This is a genomic window from Diaphorobacter sp. B2A2W2 (genome assembly GCF_056730635.1).
Genome location: NZ_JBWZOR010000007.1, coordinates 22421 through 41480 on the forward strand (window position 1 = coordinate 22421; position 19060 = coordinate 41480).

Annotated in this window: 20 protein-coding genes and 1 tRNA gene; 9 read left to right on the plus strand and 12 right to left on the minus strand. The window is 69.0% G+C overall.

Annotated elements, in window-relative coordinates; translation table 11 throughout:
* Window position 1: 1 nt before the first annotated feature.
* Genes AC1PPL_RS12715 through AC1PPL_RS12745 form a run of 7 tightly spaced genes read left to right on the plus strand, consistent with a single transcriptional unit; the run spans window position 2 to window position 5722 of the window.
* The gene (locus tag AC1PPL_RS12715; protein ID WP_479973434.1) at window positions 2-1354 is read left to right on the plus strand and encodes a hypothetical protein; all 1353 of its coding nucleotides are present in this window, start codon (window positions 2-4) and stop codon (window positions 1352-1354) included.
* A complete protein-coding gene (locus AC1PPL_RS12720; RefSeq protein ID WP_479973435.1) occupies window positions 1351-1965 on the plus strand; it encodes a hypothetical protein in 615 nt (204 codons plus the stop codon). The genes AC1PPL_RS12715 and AC1PPL_RS12720 overlap by 4 nt, the downstream gene beginning before the upstream one ends.
* Window positions 1962-2585, plus strand: a complete 624-nt coding sequence (locus AC1PPL_RS12725; protein WP_479973436.1) for a hypothetical protein — start codon at window positions 1962-1964, stop codon at window positions 2583-2585. The genes AC1PPL_RS12720 and AC1PPL_RS12725 overlap by 4 nt, the downstream gene beginning before the upstream one ends.
* On the plus strand, window positions 2582-2902 hold the full coding sequence (locus AC1PPL_RS12730; protein WP_479973437.1) for a hypothetical protein: 321 nt from the start codon (window positions 2582-2584) through the stop codon (window positions 2900-2902). The genes AC1PPL_RS12725 and AC1PPL_RS12730 overlap by 4 nt, the downstream gene beginning before the upstream one ends.
* On the plus strand, window positions 2899-3465 hold the full coding sequence (locus AC1PPL_RS12735; RefSeq protein WP_479973438.1) for a hypothetical protein: 567 nt from the start codon (window positions 2899-2901) through the stop codon (window positions 3463-3465). The genes AC1PPL_RS12730 and AC1PPL_RS12735 overlap by 4 nt, the downstream gene beginning before the upstream one ends.
* Complete coding sequence (locus AC1PPL_RS12740) at window positions 3462-5474, plus strand: DNA cytosine methyltransferase (RefSeq protein WP_479973439.1); 2013 nt, start codon at window positions 3462-3464, stop codon at window positions 5472-5474. Before AC1PPL_RS12735 ends, AC1PPL_RS12740 begins: the two co-directional genes overlap by 4 nt.
* Window positions 5471-5722, plus strand: coding sequence for a hypothetical protein (locus tag AC1PPL_RS12745; RefSeq protein WP_479973440.1), 252 nt, complete (start codon window positions 5471-5473; stop codon window positions 5720-5722). The genes AC1PPL_RS12740 and AC1PPL_RS12745 overlap by 4 nt, the downstream gene beginning before the upstream one ends.
* Here the strand turns inward: AC1PPL_RS12745 and AC1PPL_RS12750 are convergent.
* On the minus strand, window positions 5719-6798 hold the full coding sequence (locus AC1PPL_RS12750; protein WP_479973441.1) for a tyrosine-type recombinase/integrase: 1080 nt from the start codon (window positions 6796-6798) through the stop codon (window positions 5719-5721). The two genes, AC1PPL_RS12745 and AC1PPL_RS12750, sit on opposite strands and share 4 nt — an antisense overlap.
* Before the next feature lie 122 nt (window positions 6799-6920).
* On the opposite strand from AC1PPL_RS12750, the gene AC1PPL_RS12755 reads away from it, so the two are divergent.
* A tRNA-Arg gene (locus AC1PPL_RS12755) sits at window positions 6921-6995 on the plus strand.
* A gap of 27 nt (window positions 6996-7022) precedes the next feature.
* Here AC1PPL_RS12755 and AC1PPL_RS12760 read toward each other — a convergent pair.
* The 4 genes from AC1PPL_RS12760 to AC1PPL_RS12775 form a co-directional block, all read right to left on the minus strand.
* Window positions 7023-7385, minus strand: coding sequence for a hypothetical protein (locus tag AC1PPL_RS12760; RefSeq protein ID WP_287744294.1), 363 nt, complete (start codon window positions 7383-7385; stop codon window positions 7023-7025).
* Window positions 7386-7675: 290 nt separating this feature from the next.
* A complete protein-coding gene (locus AC1PPL_RS12765; protein WP_479973442.1) occupies window positions 7676-9076 on the minus strand; it encodes a phospholipase D-like domain-containing protein in 1401 nt (466 codons plus the stop codon).
* 331 nt (window positions 9077-9407) lie between these two features.
* Window positions 9408-9764, minus strand: a complete 357-nt coding sequence (gene arsC / locus AC1PPL_RS12770) for an arsenate reductase (glutaredoxin) (RefSeq protein WP_479973443.1) — start codon at window positions 9762-9764, stop codon at window positions 9408-9410.
* 68 nt (window positions 9765-9832) lie between these two features.
* Entirely contained in the window at window positions 9833-11467 is a 1635-nt protein-coding gene (locus tag AC1PPL_RS12775) for an ABC transporter permease (protein WP_083766778.1), read from the minus strand.
* Window positions 11468-11710: 243 nt separating this feature from the next.
* On the opposite strand from AC1PPL_RS12775, the gene AC1PPL_RS12780 reads away from it, so the two are divergent.
* Window positions 11711-12787, plus strand: a complete 1077-nt coding sequence (locus tag AC1PPL_RS12780; protein WP_479973444.1) for an ABC transporter ATP-binding protein — start codon at window positions 11711-11713, stop codon at window positions 12785-12787.
* 41 nt (window positions 12788-12828) lie between these two features.
* On the opposite strand, the gene AC1PPL_RS12785 is transcribed toward AC1PPL_RS12780, so the two are convergent.
* The 7 genes from AC1PPL_RS12785 to AC1PPL_RS12815 form a co-directional block, all read right to left on the minus strand.
* Entirely contained in the window at window positions 12829-14055 is a 1227-nt protein-coding gene (locus AC1PPL_RS12785) for a Yip1 family protein (RefSeq protein ID WP_172208398.1), read from the minus strand.
* Between the two features lie 130 nt (window positions 14056-14185).
* Window positions 14186-14926 (minus strand): lysophospholipid acyltransferase family protein, encoded by a 741-nt coding sequence (locus AC1PPL_RS12790; RefSeq protein WP_015914191.1) that lies wholly within the window; start codon window positions 14924-14926, stop codon window positions 14186-14188.
* 19 nt (window positions 14927-14945) lie between these two features.
* Window positions 14946-16241, minus strand: coding sequence for a dihydroorotase (locus AC1PPL_RS12795; protein WP_479973445.1), 1296 nt, complete (start codon window positions 16239-16241; stop codon window positions 14946-14948).
* Between the two features lie 213 nt (window positions 16242-16454).
* Window positions 16455-17417, minus strand: a complete 963-nt coding sequence (locus tag AC1PPL_RS12800; protein ID WP_011806667.1) for an aspartate carbamoyltransferase catalytic subunit — start codon at window positions 17415-17417, stop codon at window positions 16455-16457.
* A 2-nt stretch (window positions 17418-17419) separates the two neighbouring features.
* Window positions 17420-17953, minus strand: coding sequence for a bifunctional pyr operon transcriptional regulator/uracil phosphoribosyltransferase PyrR (gene pyrR, locus AC1PPL_RS12805; RefSeq protein WP_011806668.1), 534 nt, complete (start codon window positions 17951-17953; stop codon window positions 17420-17422).
* Window positions 17950-18369 carry a Holliday junction resolvase RuvX gene (gene ruvX / locus AC1PPL_RS12810; protein ID WP_015914192.1) on the minus strand — a complete coding sequence of 140 codons (420 nt, stop codon included), beginning with the start codon at window positions 18367-18369 and terminating at the stop codon, window positions 17950-17952. The genes pyrR and ruvX overlap by 4 nt, the downstream gene beginning before the upstream one ends.
* Window positions 18366-18965, minus strand: a complete 600-nt coding sequence (locus tag AC1PPL_RS12815) for a YqgE/AlgH family protein (protein WP_479973446.1) — start codon at window positions 18963-18965, stop codon at window positions 18366-18368. The genes ruvX and AC1PPL_RS12815 overlap by 4 nt, the downstream gene beginning before the upstream one ends.
* Window positions 18966-19060: the final 95 nt, after the last annotated feature.

Genomic DNA, 19060 nt, shown 5'->3' on the forward strand with positions numbered 1-19060 from the left:
CATGAGCACCCAACAACACCCGGCAGCGTGGGCCGTGTTCGCGGACAACGGCAACGTGCGCCTCTGGTCCACCGACCACGCCGAAGTGCGCGCCTTCGCCGAAGGATTCGGCCAGCCGCTCATCGCGCTCTACCCCGGCCCACCCGCCCAACCCGCGCCACACGACGACCCGGTCGGCAACGCCTGCCGCCTGTTGCGTGAAGCGGCACAAGAGTACGCCGAAGGCGTCAGCGTGAACGGCGTGCCGGACTGGAAGAACGAGCCCGACACCCACAGCGCGTACATCGAACACATCACCGCCGCCCACCGCCTGGAGCAGTGGGCCGCAAGCATCGGCGCCGGCGGCGTGGAGCCGCTGCGCCGGCGGGAGTGCCTGCATCAGATTGCGGAGCCGGCGCGGGGCGATGGAACTAGCCGCACACCGCAGGACTATGCCATCGAGCACGCCGAATACATGGCGCAGGATGCAGAGCGCTTGCTTTCCGCGATCAACACACTCAACGCCCAGCATGACGAGGATGGCGATGCCTTCGATGAATCCGCGCTGGAGCAGGCTCAGGAAGCCGTAAGCGAGGCATTCAGTGCAATGCGCAGCGGCATCTACGAGTTCCGCAAGCGCCGCGACCGCGCCGTGCGGGCACAGGCAGCGCCTGCCTATATCGACAGCACGCCAGAACTGCATGTAGCTGACAGTGCATTTGAGAGTTGGTACAGCGACTATCTTCTGAATGCACCTGTGCATCAGCCGATGAAGCAGCGCGCCCGCGATGCCTATGCCGCTGGGATGGGCGATCCGCTGGTAGTGGCAGCGCCTGCCGCACTGCCGGTGAATGAGCGGACAGACCCGAGAGCCCTGTTGCAGGCCGTTGAAGACGCACTTGACAATGCCGACGCGCTTATTCGCAACGATGATGGGCACTGGCTCTCGATGCCCGAACGTATTGCCGACCTCGCCACCAAAGCCATGCAGGCAGCGCCTGCCGCTGTGGCGGGGCCGAGCGATGAAGAGATCGAAGAACTTGTTTCTGAGTTCGCGTCGCATGTGACAGTTGGCGAAAACTCAAAGCGGGTGATCTATGACTATCACGCCGATGAGCTGATTCGCACCGCTCTGTCTCGCTGGCGCGCCACGCCCACCACCCAGGCAGCGCCTGCAGCACAGGAAGATGCGCTGTATGAGCTGATCGAGCACTACGGCCGCGTCGTGTTCGAGCGATGCCGGGTCGGTCACGCCAAGGGCGCGATCCGCTGGGATATTGAGATGGGCTACTGCGACCGAACGGTATCGGGCGCAACGCTGCTCGCCGCCATCGCCGCCGCCCGCGCCCAGGCCAAGGAAGGCGGCACCCCATGACCTGGCTAGTCCTCTCCAACGGCGCCGAACAGCACCTGTCCGGCCCCTACGCCGCGCAGGCGCAGTACACCATTGAATCGCTGGCCCACCAGCTCGCGCAGATCAACCGCTACACCGGCGCCACGCGCCGCCCGTACAGCGTGGCAGAGCACAGCCTGCTGTGCGCCGACCTGGCCGCAGACGCGGGCCACACGCCGCTGGTGCAACTGTGCTGCCTGATGCACGACGCGCACGAAGCCATCACCGGCGACATGGCCAGCCCGGTCAAGTGGCACCTGCGCGAAGCCTGGGCCGCATTCGAGAACCCCCACGCACTCACCCTGCGCCGGCACTTCCGCCTGTTCTCGGCCTTCGTCGCCTACCGCCAGCTGGTGCACCACTGCGACCTGGTGGCCCTGGCCACTGAGCGCCGCGAGCTGCTGCCCTACGACCCTGCCGTCAATGCCCCCTGGCCCGTCATCGACACCCCCGGCCAGCAGGTGCCCGCCGCCGATGGCTACAGCCTGACCAGCATGTGGCGCGAGCAGCGGCACTGGACGGAGTGGCGCGATGCGTTTCTGGAGCGGTATCACGCGCTGGTGGGCAAGCTGGACGGAGGGTCCGCCGCATGAAAGAACGCCCCATCCTTTTCAGCGGCGCCATGGTGCGCGCGCTGCTGGCTGGCACAAAGACGCAGACGCGGCGGGTGATGAAGCCGCAGCCCACCGGGTTCGTCGGCGGCCCAGGCGTGAAACTGCGCGATGGATCACCGGCGCCCCTGGTGCCGATTGATGAAGACGTGGCACCTGTTGGACGCGAGATACGGTGCCCCTATGGCGCGGCCGGCGACCGGCTGTGGGTGCGAGAGTCGTTTTGTCACCTGTACCGCGACAACACCGAACCACCCGCCCGCCGACCCGAAGACGTGGCGTACATGGCCGACGGCATCACCCCAGATCTGTATGCATATGGCCCATGGAAGCCCAGCATCCACATGCCCCGCTGGGCCAGCCGCATCACGCTGGTGGTCACCGGCGTGCGCGTGGAGCGCCTGCAGGACATCAGCAAAGCCGACGCGCTCGCCGAGGGTGTCAACGTGCACCCAGACCACCACGGTAAGCCTCCCACCAGCATCTACAGCCCGGTGCAGGCCTACCGCGACCTATGGGAACAGATCAACGGCGCTGGAAGCTGGGATGTGAACCCCTGGGTGTGGGCAGTCGAGTTCAAGCGCCTGGAGGCCACCGTATGACCTGCCCCATGGCCGCCATGGCCGCCGCCCTCGCCCCGACCGGCGCACCGCGCCGCACCCGCGTGGACCACATGCGCGCGCTGCTGCGCGAACAGGGCGGCATGACCGCCGCCGTTCTCGCCGCGCACACCGGCATCACCAACCCGTCTCATGTGTACGCCCTGCTGCAGCGCGACATCGCCAACGGCTGCGTGCAGCTGCGCGACGGCACCTACCACTGGAACGACACCCCCAACGCCAAGGCCCACGCAGCGCGCCTGGCCGCCGCCGCCAAGCTACTGCGCGCCCATGGGTACACCGTAAAGGCCCCGCAATGAGCACCCCCTTCGCCACCCTGCCCGACGGCCGCGCCCAGCGCCGCGCCCAACTCCGCGCAATGGCGCGCATGCAGCGCAAGCCCGCCCGCACCACCGCCGTGGACCCGGCCGCGCCGCTGCGCAAACTTTTTAACGCCGCGCCGCACGACCCCGCGGAGATCGCGGGCGAGCACGTCAAGATGCGCACGTGCTTCGACCGCCTGCGCGCCGGCACCACCGACACCGACGACTTCGACCACCTGGCGATGACCCTCAACATGTGCAAGGTGCGCGCGCTGGAGATAGACGACACCCTGGCCGACATGCTGGAGCGCGCCCAGGACGCCATGGGCCGCTGCAAAGAGCGCTACAACCGCCTGGGCCGCTTCGGCTTCGACGGCCCCGGCATGCTGCAGGTGCTGGACAGCCTGGACGCCTGCGAAGCCATCATCGACGCCAGCAGCCCGCTGCAAATGAGCAAGGCCCGCGACATCGTTGCCGACCAGATCTACGGCAAGGGCACCGCAGCGCGGCTCAAGCAGGAAGTGAAGCGTGCGCGGATGGGTGGGAGGGGTGCGGCATGAAGCGCGACGCCTTCACCCTGCCACTCGCCTTTCCCGGCGAGCTCATCATCGACAACTTTGCCGGCGGCGGCGGCACCAGCACCGGCCTGGAGGCCGCCTTCGGCCGCCCGGTGGACATCGCCATCAACCACGACCCCGAGGCGCTGGCCATGCACGCCATGAACCACCCGCACACGCTGCACCTGTGCGAGAGCGTGTGGAGCGTGGACCCGATCAAGGTCACTGGCAACCAGCCCGTGGCGCTGGTGTGGCTGTCGCCCGACTGCAAGCACTTCAGCAAGGCCAAGGGCGGCACGCCCGTAGCCAAGCACATCCGCGGCCTGGCCTGGGTGGGCATGCGCTGGGTGGCGCTGTGCAAGCCGCGCGTGCTGATGCTGGAGAACGTGGAAGAGTTCAAGACCTGGGGCCCGCTGGTGGTGGGCGTCGACGGCCACGCCCGCCCCTGCCCGGCGCGCCGCGGCAAGACCTTCGAGTCTTTCGTGCGCCAGCTGCGCCAGCACGGCTACACGGTGGACTGGCGCGAGCTGCGCGCCAGCGACTACGGCACGCCCACCATCCGCAAGCGCCTTTTCTTGATCGCGCGGCGCGACGGCCTGCCCATCACCTGGCCCGAACAAACCCACGCAGAGCCCACCGACCGCCGCGTGCTGGCCGGCGAGCTGGCCCCGCACCGCACGGCCGCAGAGTGCATCGACTGGAGCATCGAGGGCGCCAGCATCTTCGGCCGCGCCCGGCCACTGGCGGTGAACACGCAGCGGCGCGTGGCGAAGGGACTGTGGCGGCATGTGCTGGCGAGTGCGTCGCCGTTCATCGTTACAAACACCAGCGGCCACCCCGGCGCCGCCGCCGACCAACCCCTGCCGACCATTACCACCGGTAATCACCATATGCTGGGCCAGCCGGTGCTGGCGCCGTTCCTGACAGAGCACGCCAACAGCAGCAACCAGCGCACCATGACGGCGGACGAACCACTGCGCACGCAGTGCGCACAGGTGAAGGGCGGCCACTTTTCCGCAGTGGCGCCCATCCTCTCGCCATTGCGTGGCACAACCGAAGCTCATCTAGGAGGCCGCAGCGTTGAAACGCCCGCAGGGACGGTATCCGCCGGCGGAACGCACCACGCGCTGACCGCCGCGCACTTGGTCACCATCGGCTACGGCGAACGCCCCGGCCAGGACGCCCGCACGCAGCCCATCGAGAAGCCCCTGGGCACGGCAGTGGCCGGCGGCATCAAGCAAGGCGTGGTGGCCGCCACTTTGGTGGACATGGGCCACGGCGAAGGCAGCTGCGGCACCAAGCGCTGGAGCCACGGCGTGCGCGACCTGCGCACACCCCTGGGCACCTGCACCGCCAGCAACCCGCCCAGCGCGCTGGTGTCGGCCTTTCTTGAGCAAGCCAACGGCGGTTTCTACGACGGCGACGGCCGCCGCGCCGATGATCCGGCCAGCACCATCACCAGCAGCGGCGCGCAGCAGCGCCTGGTGACAGCCTACGCCGTCAAGTACTACAGCAACGGCGGCCAGTGGCAGGCCATGGACGAACCCATGCACACCCTGCCCACCAAGGCCCGCATGGGCCTGGTGCAGGCCGAGCAGGTACCCGCCGACACCATCGCGTCCGAGCACCGCGAGCGCGCCCGCCAGTGCGCCGAACTGCTGCACACCCACCTGCCCGAGCACTTTGCCCAGCCCGCCGATCTGGTGCTGATGCACCACGCGGGCCAGTGGTGGGTGCTGGTGGACATCACCCTGCGCATGCTCAAACCCCGCGAGCTGTACAAGGCCCAAGGCTTCCCCGACCACTACGTGATCGACCAGATACCCGACCCCGCGCGCCTGTTCGCCGACGGCCACCAGGCCGCCCACCCGCTGGAGCTGCCGCGCACCCATTTGAGCACCACCGCCCAGGTGCGCATGTGCGGCAACAGCGTCTGCCCGCCCGTGGCCGAGGCCCTGGTGCGAGCCAACTTCGCGCATGAGGCGTTGATCTATGGGAGGGCCGTGGCATGAGCGCACTACCCACAACAAGCCTGCTCACCCAGGTGCTGATCGCAGACAAGTACGGCCCCCGCCTTGGCACCGACCAGCTCGCCACGGTGCTGGGCATCACCCGCGGCGCGGTGCTCAATCAGATCAGCGACGGGAAGTTCGGCATCCCCACATACGTCGACGGCGGCAAGCGCTGGGCGGACTACCGCGACGTGGCCGCCTACCTTGACAACTGCCGCGCACAGGCCCTGCAGCACCGCGGACACTAGCCGCCAGTAGCACCCTTGGCGGTCTTGCGCGCCGCCTTTTTGGGCTGCACTGGCGTGCGCGTGTGCAACGATTCTGGCCGCAGGTTCGTATAGCGTTTCAAATGCGTCCAGCTCTTGTGCCCAGTCACCAGCGCCACTTCCTGCACCGCGAAGCCCTGCTCAAACAGTCGGCTTGTGCCCTCGTGGCGGAGGTCGTGAAAATGCAGATCCACGATGCCCAGCGCATTGCATGCGGCCTTGAAATATTTGCTGAGCGTCTGCGGGTGCACCGGGAAGATGCGCCCATCGCCATCCGCGCGCGGCTGCCGGTCGATGATGCCCAGCGCATCACCCAGCAGCGGAACCCACTGATCATTGCCCTTCTTCGCGCGCGGGTCCTTGCGATCGCGCACCAGGATCAGCTTTTTCGCGCGATCCACGTCGTCACGCACCAGCTTCACGATCTCACCACGGCGCATGGCCGTCAGCACGGCAAACCGCACTGCATCCGCGTACACCGCGCCGAAGTCTGACGCCAGCCGCTGCAGCAGGTGGTGCAACTCATCTTCCGTCGGCCGCCGCTCGCGCTTGCCACCACCGCCCACCAGCGCCAGATGGGCCAGCAATGGGCGCGCCTCGGCCACCACATCGGGCACCTTCACCTTGAGCGCCAGCGCCGCATAGCGCATCACCGTTCCCAGCTTGGACAGCTCCATGTTCACCGTGTAGGGCCCGGCCCCATCCTCGGCTCGCGCGCGGGCGTAGCCCACCAGGTCATCGGGCGTCATGCGCGTGGCATCGTGCGCGCCCAAGTCCCGCGCCAGCGTGCGCAGCACGTAGTGCTCACTGGACGTATCAGCCACCGGCCGCGAGGCGGCGCGCATCCTTCGGTAGGCGTCAATCAGGTCCGCCACCGTTACCACGCGCCCCACAACCGCGGCCGCACGCGGGGCCTGGCCGCGGTCAATGTCCCCTTCGATCTGCCGCGCCCAGGCCTCGGCATCAGCCTTCGCCGCAAAAGTCTTGCAGTACGATGGAAACCCCTTGCGCCGCACCAGCGCACGCCAGCGCTGGCCGATCTTGATGATGCTGGCCACGACCACCCCTGTATCAGTTGATACGGTATCAAATCCGTATCACGGGCGCGATGATACATGGCGATGTTAGATGAGTGGCAGCCAACTAACGCAGAGGCAAGCAGCTACAATGCATAACCCCTCTCTCCGTAGTTCAATGGATAGAACGAGCGCCTCCTAAGCGCTAGATACAGGTTCGATTCCTGTCGGAGGGACCACTTTCCGGGCAGATGCCGGCGCAGGATCTAGCGCTCGCCGTCCGTCCCAGCCTTGGGGTCGGTTTCCGGTGCCGTGGGGTCGGTGTCCACCAGCCGGCCCGCCGCAGCGCCGCCCAGCGCCCCCGCCACACTGCCCGCCAGGGTGCCCACAAAGACGCCCACCGGCCCCGCCGTGGCAGCGCCTACGGCCGCGCCGGCAGCTGCGCCCGCCATCGCGCCGCCGCCCATCAGCACCGATTTGGATTCACGCTCCTGGTCTTCGGGCGGCAGGGGCTGCTGTGCCTGCGGCTCGGGGTCTTGCGACGGCACGCCGTGGCCGGGTCGTGCCTGTTCGGCCAGGTCGGGGTCGATGGGTGGGTTTTGGGGAAATCGCGGATCGGTGGCGTTCATGGCGCACTCCTTAAAACAGTGGTGGACGCACGCTGCGTGCGCCCGATATCCCCGTTGTAGTGTGGCGGTGGCTGCGGGCGTGCCCGCCAGCCGGCCGCAGGCGTGTCGGACGAGGGCGCCATCGCATCACTGCACGGCCCCGATCGCGCATCCCACGCCCCATGGGTCCGAAGGGACGTGCGGCGCACCTGTGCCGGGCAACCCGGGCACCACGACTACCCATCACCGCCGCGCCGCCCAACAGCGAACGCACCGGCCTACCCTTCGCCCTGCACGGGCGCGGCAGCCCCCTAGAGCTGAAAGCCCACCGAGCGCACCACGCCTTCGATGACGTCGCGCAGCCAGGAGGGCGCACGCGCGTGGTAGGGGCGCGCGCTGGCCAGCAGCTGGTCGCTCCACTGCGCCAGCCAGTGCAGTTCCTGCAGGCCGTAGAACACGGTCATGGCCTCGTAGTTCAGGAACAGGCTGCGCGCGTCCAGGTTGAGCGAGCCGACGAGAGCCAGTTCGTCGTCGATGAGCACCGCCTTGGCATGCACCATGGCCGGGGACAGCCATACCCGCGCACCCGCGGCGGCCAGCTGGCGCAGCGCGCGCTCGCGGGCCAGGTCCGCCAGGCGGTGGTTGGAGCGCGCCGGCACCACCACGCTGACCTGCACGCCGCGCCGGCAGGCCAGGCACCAGGCGTCCAGCAGCGCGTCGTCGGGCACGAAGTACGGCGTGACGGCCACGATGCGCCGCTGGGCATGGTAGGCAGCCGCCAGCAGCAGCGCATGCACGGTGTCGTCGGCATGGTCGGGGCCGCTGGGCAGCCACTGCGCCAACGGGCCGTGGGCAGGCGGCGCGGGCTGCGCCGGCGCGGCGGTGCTCCGTGCCTTGCGGCGGCGGCGCAGCACCAGGCCGCGCGCCACACGCCAGTCGGTGGCGAACTGGGCCTGCGCCTGCGCGGCCAGCGGGCCATGGACCTCGTAGCTCAAGTCCGCCCAGGCGGGGTGGCCCGGCCGGTCGATGAAGTACTCGCAGGCCAGGTTGCGTCCGCCGCTCCACAGCCGCTCGCCGTCGGCCACGACCAGCTTGCGGTGGTTGCGCAGGTTGGTGCGCCCGTGCAGCGGGTTGTGCAGCAGCGGCATGAAGCGGCGCACCTGCAGGCCCTGGCGCCGCAGCGCGCGCAGCATGCCGGGCGGCGTGCGCATGCTGCCCAAGGCGTCCACCAGCAGGCGCACGCGCACGCCGCGGTGCACGCAGTCCAGCAGCGCGCGCGCCACCTCGCGCCCCACCTCGTCGTAGGCAAACACGTAGGTGCACAGGTCCAGCCGGTGGCGGGCCGACGCAATGGTGGCCAGCAGCCCCTGCAGCGCCTGCGTGCCGTCGGCATGCAGCACCACCTGCGCATTGCGCACGGCGGGCGCCAGCTCCAGGCTGGCCAGCAGCCGCGTGGCCCAGGGCGGCCCTTCCGTTGCCTCCAGCGGCGGGCCGTGCGGGCGGCGCGCGGGCCGCGCGAACTTGCGCGTGCCGAACAAGAGGAACAGCGGTACGACCAGATAGGGAAACGTAACGATGCCCAGCACCCAGCCCATGGCGGCCGAGGGGTGGCGGCGCTGGTGGCCGATGCGCGTGCCCATCACGTACACCAGCAGCCCGACGGCCACGAAGATCGCGTGGCCCAGGCCCGAGAGCACGGCCACGCGGATCATGCGCGGGGGTGGAGCACGCGGCGAGGGCCCGCCGACGACCATTGCTGCACAGCGCGCGCCGCGGCCGCACGGCCAGCGACCGCATGCATGGGCCCCGCATGCGGGGCGCATTCTTCTGGCGGTACGGGTGGTGTCATGGCGCTCTCCCACGGCCCGGAACAGGCAGCATGCCGCCCAGCATATCGGCCCGGCGCCGCGCGCGACTGTAGGAAAGCGGCGCGGCGCCAGGGAAATGGGTCTTTTTGCTATTTATTTAATAGCTATTGGCGCTTGAAAAATAAGCGTTACAGGCCAATTTAACCGAAATACCCGAAATTCCGATGGCCCGGTATCAGAGCAACTCCAGCACCCGCTCGGGCGGGCGGCACAGCAGGGCACCGCGCGGCGTCACGACGATGGGGCGGTTGAGCAGCACCGGGTGCGCGGCGATGGCGGCGATGAGCTCGGCATCGGTGCGGCCCGGGTCGGCCAGTTCCAGCGCGGTGTAGGCGGCCTCCTTGGTGCGCATGACTTCGCGCACGGGCACGCCCAGGCGCGCCACCAAGGCGGTGAGCTGGACGGCATCCAGCGGCTGGGCGAGATAGTCCACGACGGTGGGCTCGATGCCGCGCTCGCGCAGCAGCGCCAAGGCGCCGCGCGAATTGCTGCAGCGGGCGTTGTGGTAGATGGTGATGTCGGCAGGGGTCATGCGCGCAGTGTAGGCCGCCACGCTGGGCCGTACCGGGCCGCCTCGGTGTCCAATGAGGCGGCGCCGGGTCAGCGCGACGACGCGCGCAGCGTGCGGCTCAGCAGGATCACCGGCACCAGCCCCACGGCCACCAGCGCCAGCGAGGGCAGCGCGGCCTCGCCCAGGCGCTCGTCGCGGGCCAGCTGGTAGGCCACCACGGCCAGGGTGTCGCTGTTGAAGGGGCGCAGCACCATGGTGGCCGGCAGCTCCTTCATCACGTCCACAAACACCAGCAGCGCCGCCGCCGCGGTGGAGCGCTTGAGCAGCGGCCAATGCACGCGCGTGAGCACGCCCAGGCTGCCCACGCCCAGCATGCGCGCCGAGTCGTCCAGGCTGGGCGAGACGCGCGCGTAGCCGCTTTGCACCGACTGCAGCGCTACCGCGCAAAAACGCACCAGGTAGGCCCAGACGATGCCCACGGCCGTGGCGGTGATGATCGCGGGCAGCCCCCAGCCGGGCGCCGCGGCCTGCATCCAGCCCACGGGCAGCAGCAGACCCACGACGATCACCGCACCGGGCACGGCGTAGCCCAGGCTGACCAGCTGCACCACGCCACGCGTGAGCGCATCGCGCCGGCGGCGCACGGCAAACGCCAGCACCAGGGCAATGCCCACGGCTAGCACGGCCGTAATGCCCCCCAGCCGCACACTGTTGCCCGCCCATTCGATGAAACGCGACCAGGGCAGCACCGACCAGTCGGCCGCCAGCGGCCGCAGCATGAACAGCACCGGCGCCACGAAGCCCATCAGTACTGGCAGGGCGCACACCAGCCACGCCGCCACGGCGCTTGCACCGTGCAGCCGCGTGGGCTGCGCCTCGGTCGAGCCGGCGTGGCCCACGCCGCCCGTGGCAAAGCGCATGCGCCGCTGCGCGCGCAGCTCCAGCTGCAGCAGCAGCACCACCAGCACCAGCAGCACGGTGGCGAGCTGCGCCGCGGCAAGCCGGTCGTCCATGGACAGCCAGGCCTTGTAGATGCCCGTGGTGAAGGTCTGGATGCCGAAGTACGCCGCGACGCCGAAGTCGGCCAGCGTCTCCATGAGCACCAGCGCCACGCCCGCGGCCACCGCCGGGCGTGCCAGCGGCAACGCCACGCTGCGGATGCGCCGCGCGGGCGATGCGCCCAGCAGGCGCGCCGCCTCCATGAGGTGCGCCGCACGCTCGCCCAGCGCCGTGCGCGCCAGCAGGTACACGTAGGGGTAGAGCGAGAAGATGAACACCCACACCGCACCGCCCAGGCTGCGCACCTCGGGCAGCAGGCGGCCCTCCAGGCCGAACGTGGCGCGCAGCCCGACCTGCAGCGGGCCGCTGAACTGCAGGAAGTCGGTATAGGCGTAGGCCGTCACATAGGCCGGCATGGCCAGGGGCAGCAGCAGCAGCCACTCCAGCGAGCGCCGGCCACGGAAGTCGAACAGCGTGACCGCCGCGGCGCAGGCCGTGCCCACCACGGCCGCGCCCACGGCCACGGCGAGACCCAGCCACAGCGTGGTCCACAGGTACCCCGGCAGCACCGTGGTGGCCATGGCGCGCAGGATGGCACCGGACTGCGCGCCGCCCTCGCCCCAGGGAAGCCACGCCCCCAGCACAGCCAGCAGGGGCAGCGTGAGCAGCAAGGCCAACAGGATCAGTGAAGTGGAGCGCAGGGCGCGGCGGATTCGTGGCAGCAAGGGACGGCCGGTAGCGAGGTGCAAGGCGAAGAGAGCGCATCCACCGCCTGCCCGGTGAACCCTGGCGACTGTGATGCAAATGGGAACAATTCTACGCAACCGCGGGCCGCAGTCGGCCGCGCCCTGCCAGCATGTGGACCCTGGTGCGGCGCGCCCCAGGCGGCGCAGCGCGGGGCCACGCCTGCGCAGTACGGCGCTGCAGCGTGGGGTCATTCAGGGCAGGACACGCCCTAAACTCACGCCATGTTTCTGGAAGTGTCTCAATTGGACGTGCGGTACGCCAACCGCCCGCAAGCCGCCGTGCGCGGCGTGACCCTGGGCTTGGCCGCCGGCGAGATCGGTGTGCTCATCGGCCCCTCGGGCTGCGGCAAGACCACCCTGCTGCGCGCGGTAGCGGGGCTGGAACCCGTCGCCGAAGGAGCCATCCGCCTGGGGGGCGAGGTGGTGGGCGCACCGGGGCGCAGCATGCCCCCCGAGCAGCGGCGCATGGGCATGGTGTTCCAGGACTATGCGCTGTTTCCGCACCTCAGCGTCGGGCGCAACGTGGCTTTCGGCATCCACGCACTCCCCCGCGCGGAGCAGGCCGAACGCGTGCGCGAGTCCCTGGCCCTGGTGGGTCTGGAGGGCAGCGAGGCGCGCTTTCCGCACGAGCTCTCGGGCGGCCAGCAGCAGCGCGTGGCATTGGCGCGCGCGCTGGCACCGCGCCCGCGGCTGATGCTGCTGGACGAGCCGTTTTCCAACCTGGATGTGGACTTGCGCGAGCGGCTGGCCCACGAGGTGCGCAGCATCCTCAAGACCGCCGGCGCCACGGCACTGTTCGTCACGCACGACCAGTTGGAGGCCTTCGCCATCGGCGACCGCATCGGCGTGCTGGAGGGCGGCCACCTGCACCAGTGGGACGATGCCTACTCCCTCTACCACCGCCCCGCCACGCGCTTCGTGGCCGACTTCATCGGCCATGGCGTGTTCGCCCCCGCCACGCTGGTGCAGCAGGGCAGCCATGTGGTGGCGCGCACCCCGCTGGGCGACCTGACCGACATCGACGGCTGCCTGCTGCCGGCAAGCTACCCCGGCGGCGAATGCGACGTGCTGCTGCGTGCCGACGACGTGGTGCATGACGACAGCTCACCCGTGCGGGCGCGCATCGTGCGCAAGGCCTTTCGCGGCTCGGAATTTCTGTACACGCTGGAACTGGCCAACGGCCTCACCGTGATGGCCCACGTGCCCAGCCACCATGACCATGCCATGGGCGAATGGATCGGCATCCGCACACAGGTCGACCACGTGGTGGCGTTCGAACGGGAGAACGCCGCACCCTGACCGCGCCTCCCAAGCGCCCCTGCCGTCGCGGAGCGGCAGGATCAGGACTTGTCCTTGCGCGGCAGGTTCTCCAGCGTGGCCAGGTCGATCTGGCCCATGAAGCCCTGTACGTCCTTCAACGGCAGGTTCTCGGCCTCCACCGTGACCACCACGCCGTTCTTGAGCACCGCGCGCAGTTCCGCCTGGCTGCCGTCCTTGGCGTAGCTGTGGTGCAACGTGCGGCCATTCTCCTGCCAGGTCTTTTCCACGATGCCGTCGCTCTCGCGCTCGCCCTGCACCATGCCTGCCAGTTGGGCCAACTGGCCGAATGCACCCGCATCCACGACCGAAATGCGCACAACCTTGTCACCGTTGCCGTACTCGGCCTCCGCCTGGCTGGTCGGCAGGCCTGTGGCAGCGCCGTCGTGAACCTCATAGCTGGTGCGTTCCAGCGAACCCAGCTTGGCGGGCAGCGCGGCCTTGAGCGCATCGACCCCCACCGTCTGGTGCTTGGCACCTCCCATGGCCGCCGCCATCGCCTGGCCTGCGGCTTCGGTCATCTGTTGGGTATCGCCGCTCTTGTGCGCCTGCTCCATACGGCGGGCAGCCTCTTCCATCTTCTTGCCGGCCTCTTCCAGCTTGGCGGTGTCCAGCGTGACCTGCCCACGCGGCGTGTCGATGACCACGGCCGGGCCGCCCGCACTGCCCCACATGGCGGGGCCATGCGGCATGAACAGCGAACCGATGGCCGCAATGACGATGCCCAGCACGATGGCCACCACCACGACCACCGCCGTATAGGGCACGGCGCGCGCAGCCGGGCTGCGCATCAGCAGCGGCAGGCCCAGGTACAGCAGGTACAGCGAATACAGCGCCGCCACCAGGCCCAGGATGGCCAGCGCCGGCAACAGGCTGAACACGCCGCCCAGCATGGCGGCCGTGCTGGCGTAGACCGCGACCTTGAGCGCCTGTCCCTGGTTCTGGGTGCCGCCGAACGTGGGTGCCAACGCATTGATGACCAGGGCCAGCACATACACGCCGACCAGGCTCAACACATAGGACACGGCCATGTTGGCCAGCCCGGCGAGCACCGGCACGCGCATGCTGAAGCCAAAGCCTCCCATGCCGATCAGCGACATGCCGATGAATCCGCAGACAGCCGGAATGGCCGCGAGGATCATCAGGTAGCCCGTGAACAGGCGTGCCGTATCGGCAGGCTCTCCATCAATGGCGGCCCAGGTCTCGCGGGGCTTGAGCAAAATCCCCTTCACGCGCTCCATCAGTTGCATGCATCCCTCCCTCGGTTATTGGCAAAGAGGCGCACCATACTGCAGGCGCATGTCGATGCGATGGATGTAAACAGACCGTTACAGCCCCGTTGCACACACATGTGCACTTTTGGCGACAGCAGGAGGCTATTCAGCGTTGGCGCAGATCGTCCACTGCGGCATGCAATGCCTGGCCCCACACCCGGCGGTCGCGCCCCTGCGCACGCTCGGGCATGCCGAAATGCGCCACCGCCGTGATGGGCGGCGCCGTGAGCGTGCGCCAGATGGAGCCCACCAGCGTTTCGTCGCCGATGTAGCTCGGGGCGTGGGTGGTCTGGCCGCTTGCTCGGTCCACGAAGCGCAGGCCGATGGGCTGCACGGGCACGTCCGCCTGCAGCGCAGCCTGCAGCAGGTTGGGGTGAAAGGGCAGCAGCGTGCGACCGTCGCCGGTCGTGCCTTCGGGAAACACCGCGAGTATTTCGCCCCGCAACAGGGCATCCCGCATGCTGCCCACCATGCGCAGGGCATCGCGCCGCGACGCGCGCTCGATGTACAGCGTGCCCGCTGCCGTGGCGAGCGTGCCGACGATGGGCCAAGCCTGCACGTCGGACTTGGAGATGAAGCGGCAGTAGCGCGCCGCATGCATCACCGGGATGTCGAGCCAGGATAGATGGTTGGCCACCAGCAGCACCGGCCCCTGGCTCGGCGGGGTGCCGCGCACCTCCAGCGTGACCCCCGCGCAGGCCAGCAGGCCCAGCGCCCACGCCTGCACCCGCGCCTGCTGCTGCTCCACCGATAGGCGGGGAAAGCGCAACGCCACCACCAGCAACCCCTGTGCAGCGTGCAGCACCAGCCGCAACACCCGCCAGCAGGCCCGTAATCCCCGCAGCATGTGCGTGTGCTGGCGTCGCTCAGCCGCGCTCGAACGCGACCTGGCCGCCCACCAGGGTGTAGCGCACCCGGCCCGGCAGTTCATAGGTCGAGAACGGCGTGTGCTTGCCCTGGCTGGCCAGTGCGTCGGCCTGCACGGTCCAATGCGCCGCAGGGTCCAGCACGCACAGGTCGCCCACCCCGCCTTCGATAATGCGGCCCACGCTGGCCTGCAGCGTGCCCAGCGACGTGCCCAGCACCCGCGCGGGCTCTGCGGTGACCACGGCCAGCGCACGCTGCAGCGGCGCGCCGCCTTCCTGCGACCACTTGAGCGCCACGGACAGAAGCAACTCCAGCCCCGTCGCGCCGGGCTCGGCCTCGGCAAATGGCAAAGCTTTGGCATCCTCGTCCACCGGCGTGTGGTCGGACACCAACGCGTCGATGGTGCCATCCAGCAGCGCCGCGGCCAGCGCATCGCGGTCGCGCTGCTGGCGCAGCGGCGGCGTGAGGCGCGCGCGGCTGTCGAAGTAGCCGATGTCCGCATCGATGAGCATGAGCGAGTTGATGCTCACGTCGCAGCTCACCGGCAGGCCGGCCGCCTTGGCCTGACGCACCAGATCCACGCCCGCGCTGCTGGACAGGCGGCACAGGTGCACGCGCGCGCCCGTGGTTTTGAGCAGCTCGAAGATGGTGTGCAGTGCGATCGTCTCCGCCGCCACGGGCACGCCCGACAGGCCCAACCGTGTGGCCAGGGGGCCGCTGGCGGCCACGCCCTTGCCCAGGTGCAGTTCCTGCGGGCGCAGCCAGACGGTGTACCCGTAGGTCGCGGCGTACTGCAGCGCGCGCTGCAGCACCTGGGTGCTGGTCAGCGGCACCTCGGCCTGGCTGAAGCCCACGCAGCCGGACTCCGTCAGCTCGGCCATCTCGGTCAGCACCTCGCCGGCCAGCCCACGCGTGACTGCGCCCAAGGGGAACAGCCGCGCCTGGTGCAGCTTCTCGGCGCGGAACTTGAGCATCTGCACCAGGCCAGGCTCGTCGAGCACCGGGTCGGTGTCGGGCGGGCAGACCAGGCTGGTCACGCCACCCGCGACGGCCGCCGCCATCTCGGACTCCAGCATGCCCTCATGCTCATGCCCCGGCTCCCGCAGGCGCGCCGCCAGGTCCACCAGACCCGGCAGCACCAGGCAGCCGCTGGCATCGATCACGCGGGTGGGCGTGAAACCCTGGGGCTCGCGGTCCACCGCGATGATGCGGCCCGCCGCCAGCGCCACGTTGCACACCTTGTCGAGGCCGCTGGCGGGGTCGATGACGCGGCCGTTCTGGATGAGGATTTTCATGGTTCTAAGCCAAATTGGCCGCTAACGCCCGTCCCACAAGCGCTAGCAGCTATCAACACAATAGCAAATAAGTCATGCTGGTGATCCATGGCGCCGTGCGCCACCCACACCCCATGAAACTGGGGCAACCCAGGTCAGGGCCGCCGTGCAAGGGCCGCCCCGTCGCGTTCGCGGCGTCCCCCTGGGGGGAAGGCGCGAAGCGGCTCAGCGAGGTCATGCTTCATTCCCTGCCACGATGGACATGACCGCCATGCGCACCGCGATGCCGAAGGTGACCTGCGGCAGGATCACGGCCTGCGGACCGTCCACCACGGCGGAGTCGATCTCCACGCCGCGGTTGATGGGGCCCGGGTGCATGACGATGGCATCGGGTTTGGCCAGCCGCAGCTTCTCGGGCGTGAGTCCGAAGCTCTTGAAGTACTCTTGGCTGGAAGGCAGCAGCGCACCGCTCATGCGCTCGTTCTGCAGGCGCAGTGTGATGACCACGTCGCAGCCTTTGATGCCTTCCTCCAGGTTGTGGAACACCCGCACGCCCATCTGCGCCATGTCGGAAGGCACCAGCGTGCGTGGGCCCACCACGCGCACCTCGGCTGCGCCCAGGGTGGTCAGGGCATGGATGTCCGATCGCGCCACGCGCGAATGCAGCACGTCGCCCACGATGGCCACCGTGAGGTTGGAGAAGTCCTTCTTGTAATGGCGGATGGTGTACATGTCCAGCAGCCCCTGCGTGGGGTGCGAGTGCCGGCCGTCCCCGGCGTTCACCACGTGCACGTGCGGTGCCACATGCTGTGCGATCAGGTAGGGCGCGCCCGATTCGCTGTGGCGCACGACGAAGATGTCCGCCGCCATGGCGCTCAGGTTGTCGATGGTGTCCAGCAGCGTCTCGCCCTTGGCGGTGGAGCTGCGCGCGATATCCAGATTGAACACGTCGGCCGACAGGCGCTTGGCCGCGATCTCGAACGTGGTGCGCGTGCGCGTGCTGTTCTCGAAGAACAGGTTGAACACGCTCTTGCCGCGCAGCAGCGGCACCTTCTTGACCTCGCGCTCCTGGACGCTGACGAAGTTGGTGGCCGTGTCCAGGATGTGCGTGACGATGTCCTTGGGCAGGCCCTCGATCGACAGCAGGTGGATCAGCTCGCCGTTCTTGTTGAGTTGGGGGTTGCGCTTGTACAGCACCGTCAGACCTCTTTGACGTCGAAATGGAAAGCGCCGGCCTCGCTGCGGGCCAGTGCCAGCGATTGCGTGGGCGGCAGCGCCACGCGCGCCGCAGCGAACTCGGCGGCCACCGGCAGCTCGCGGCCGCCGCGGTCCACCAGCACCGCCAGGCGCACGCGCGCCGGGCGGCCGTAGTCGAACAGCTCATTGAGTACGGCGCGGATGGTGCGGCCGGTGTAGAGCACATCGTCCAGCACCAGGATGTCCGCACCATTCACGTCGAACGGCAGCGTGGTCTGCGCGCTGGAGGCCAGGCCCCGCTGGGAGAAATCGTCGCGGTGCATGGCGGACGACAGCACCCCGGCCTGGCCCGGCAAGCCCAGGTCCTTTTGCAGACGCTCGGCCAGCCAAGCACCGCCCGAGGCGATGCCCGCCAAGTAAGTGTCAGATTCGCGCAGCATGCGCACGCCGCGCAGCAGCTCGGCGTACAGCGCCTCGGCATCCAGCGTGAGATGGCCCGGGCGCGTGGCACCCGGCGGGGTCGTAGCAGAACTCATGGCAGGTTCCTCAAAAACTGTTCCAGGATGATGCAGGCCGACGCGGCGTCGGCATCAGCCGCGCCCGCAGAAAGGGCCTCGGTGGTGCTGTAGCGCTCGTCCACCTCGAAGACCGGCAGGCCGAAGCGCCCGCGCAGCTGGCGCGCGAACTTGAGCGCACGGGCGGTGTTCTCATGGGCAGCCCCGTCGGGATGCAGCGGCACGCCCACCACCAGGGCATCGGGCTGCCACTCGCGGATGCGCTCGGCCACCTGGGCGAAGCGGGCATCGCCCTCTGCGCGGATCGTGCCCTGGGGCGTGGCGCTGCGCAGCATGCGCGTACCCACGGCGACGCCGGTGCGCTTGAGCCCGTAATCGAAAGCCAGAAAGGATTGGAAATGCGCGGGGACGACGGCTGGAGCAGGCTGGCCGCTCATGCATGCCCCGCTTCGGGCGACAGCATCCACGACTGCAGGCCCAGCAACCCCAGTGCACGGTTATAGCGCTCTTGCACAGGCGTTTCGAAGATGACCGACACGTCCGCACCCACGGTGAGCCAGCTGTTTTCGGCCAATTCGGACTCCAGTTGACCTTCGCCCCAGGCCGAGTAGCCCAGCGTCACGAGGACGCGCCGTGGGCCCGCCCCATGGGCCAGCGCCTCCAGCACATCCTTGGAAGTGGTCATTTCCAGCCCGCCGGGGATGGTCATCGTGGAGGCGTAGGGCGACTCGTCCTCGCTCTCTTGCGGGCCGCGCATGGCCTCGTGCAGCACGAAGCCGCGCTCGGTCTGTACCGGGCCGCCCTGGAATACCGGCTGCAGCGTGAGATCCTCTCGCCCGAGGGACAGGTCCACCTTCTCGAACAGCCCTTCCAGGCTGATAGGCGTGGGTTTGTTGATGATCAACCCCAGCGCGCCGCGCTCGCTGTGCTCGCACAAATACACCACACTGCGCGAAAAAGAGGCATCTTCCACGCCCGGCATGGCGATCAGGAAGTGGTGCGTCAGATTCATGGGCGCGGTATCGGCAGGCATGCGGCAATTTTACGGCCAACCACCGCATCGGCCCGTTATCCGAGGGCATCGCCCCGGCGCACAAAAGACAAGGCCCGGCAGGCGTGCAGCCAGCC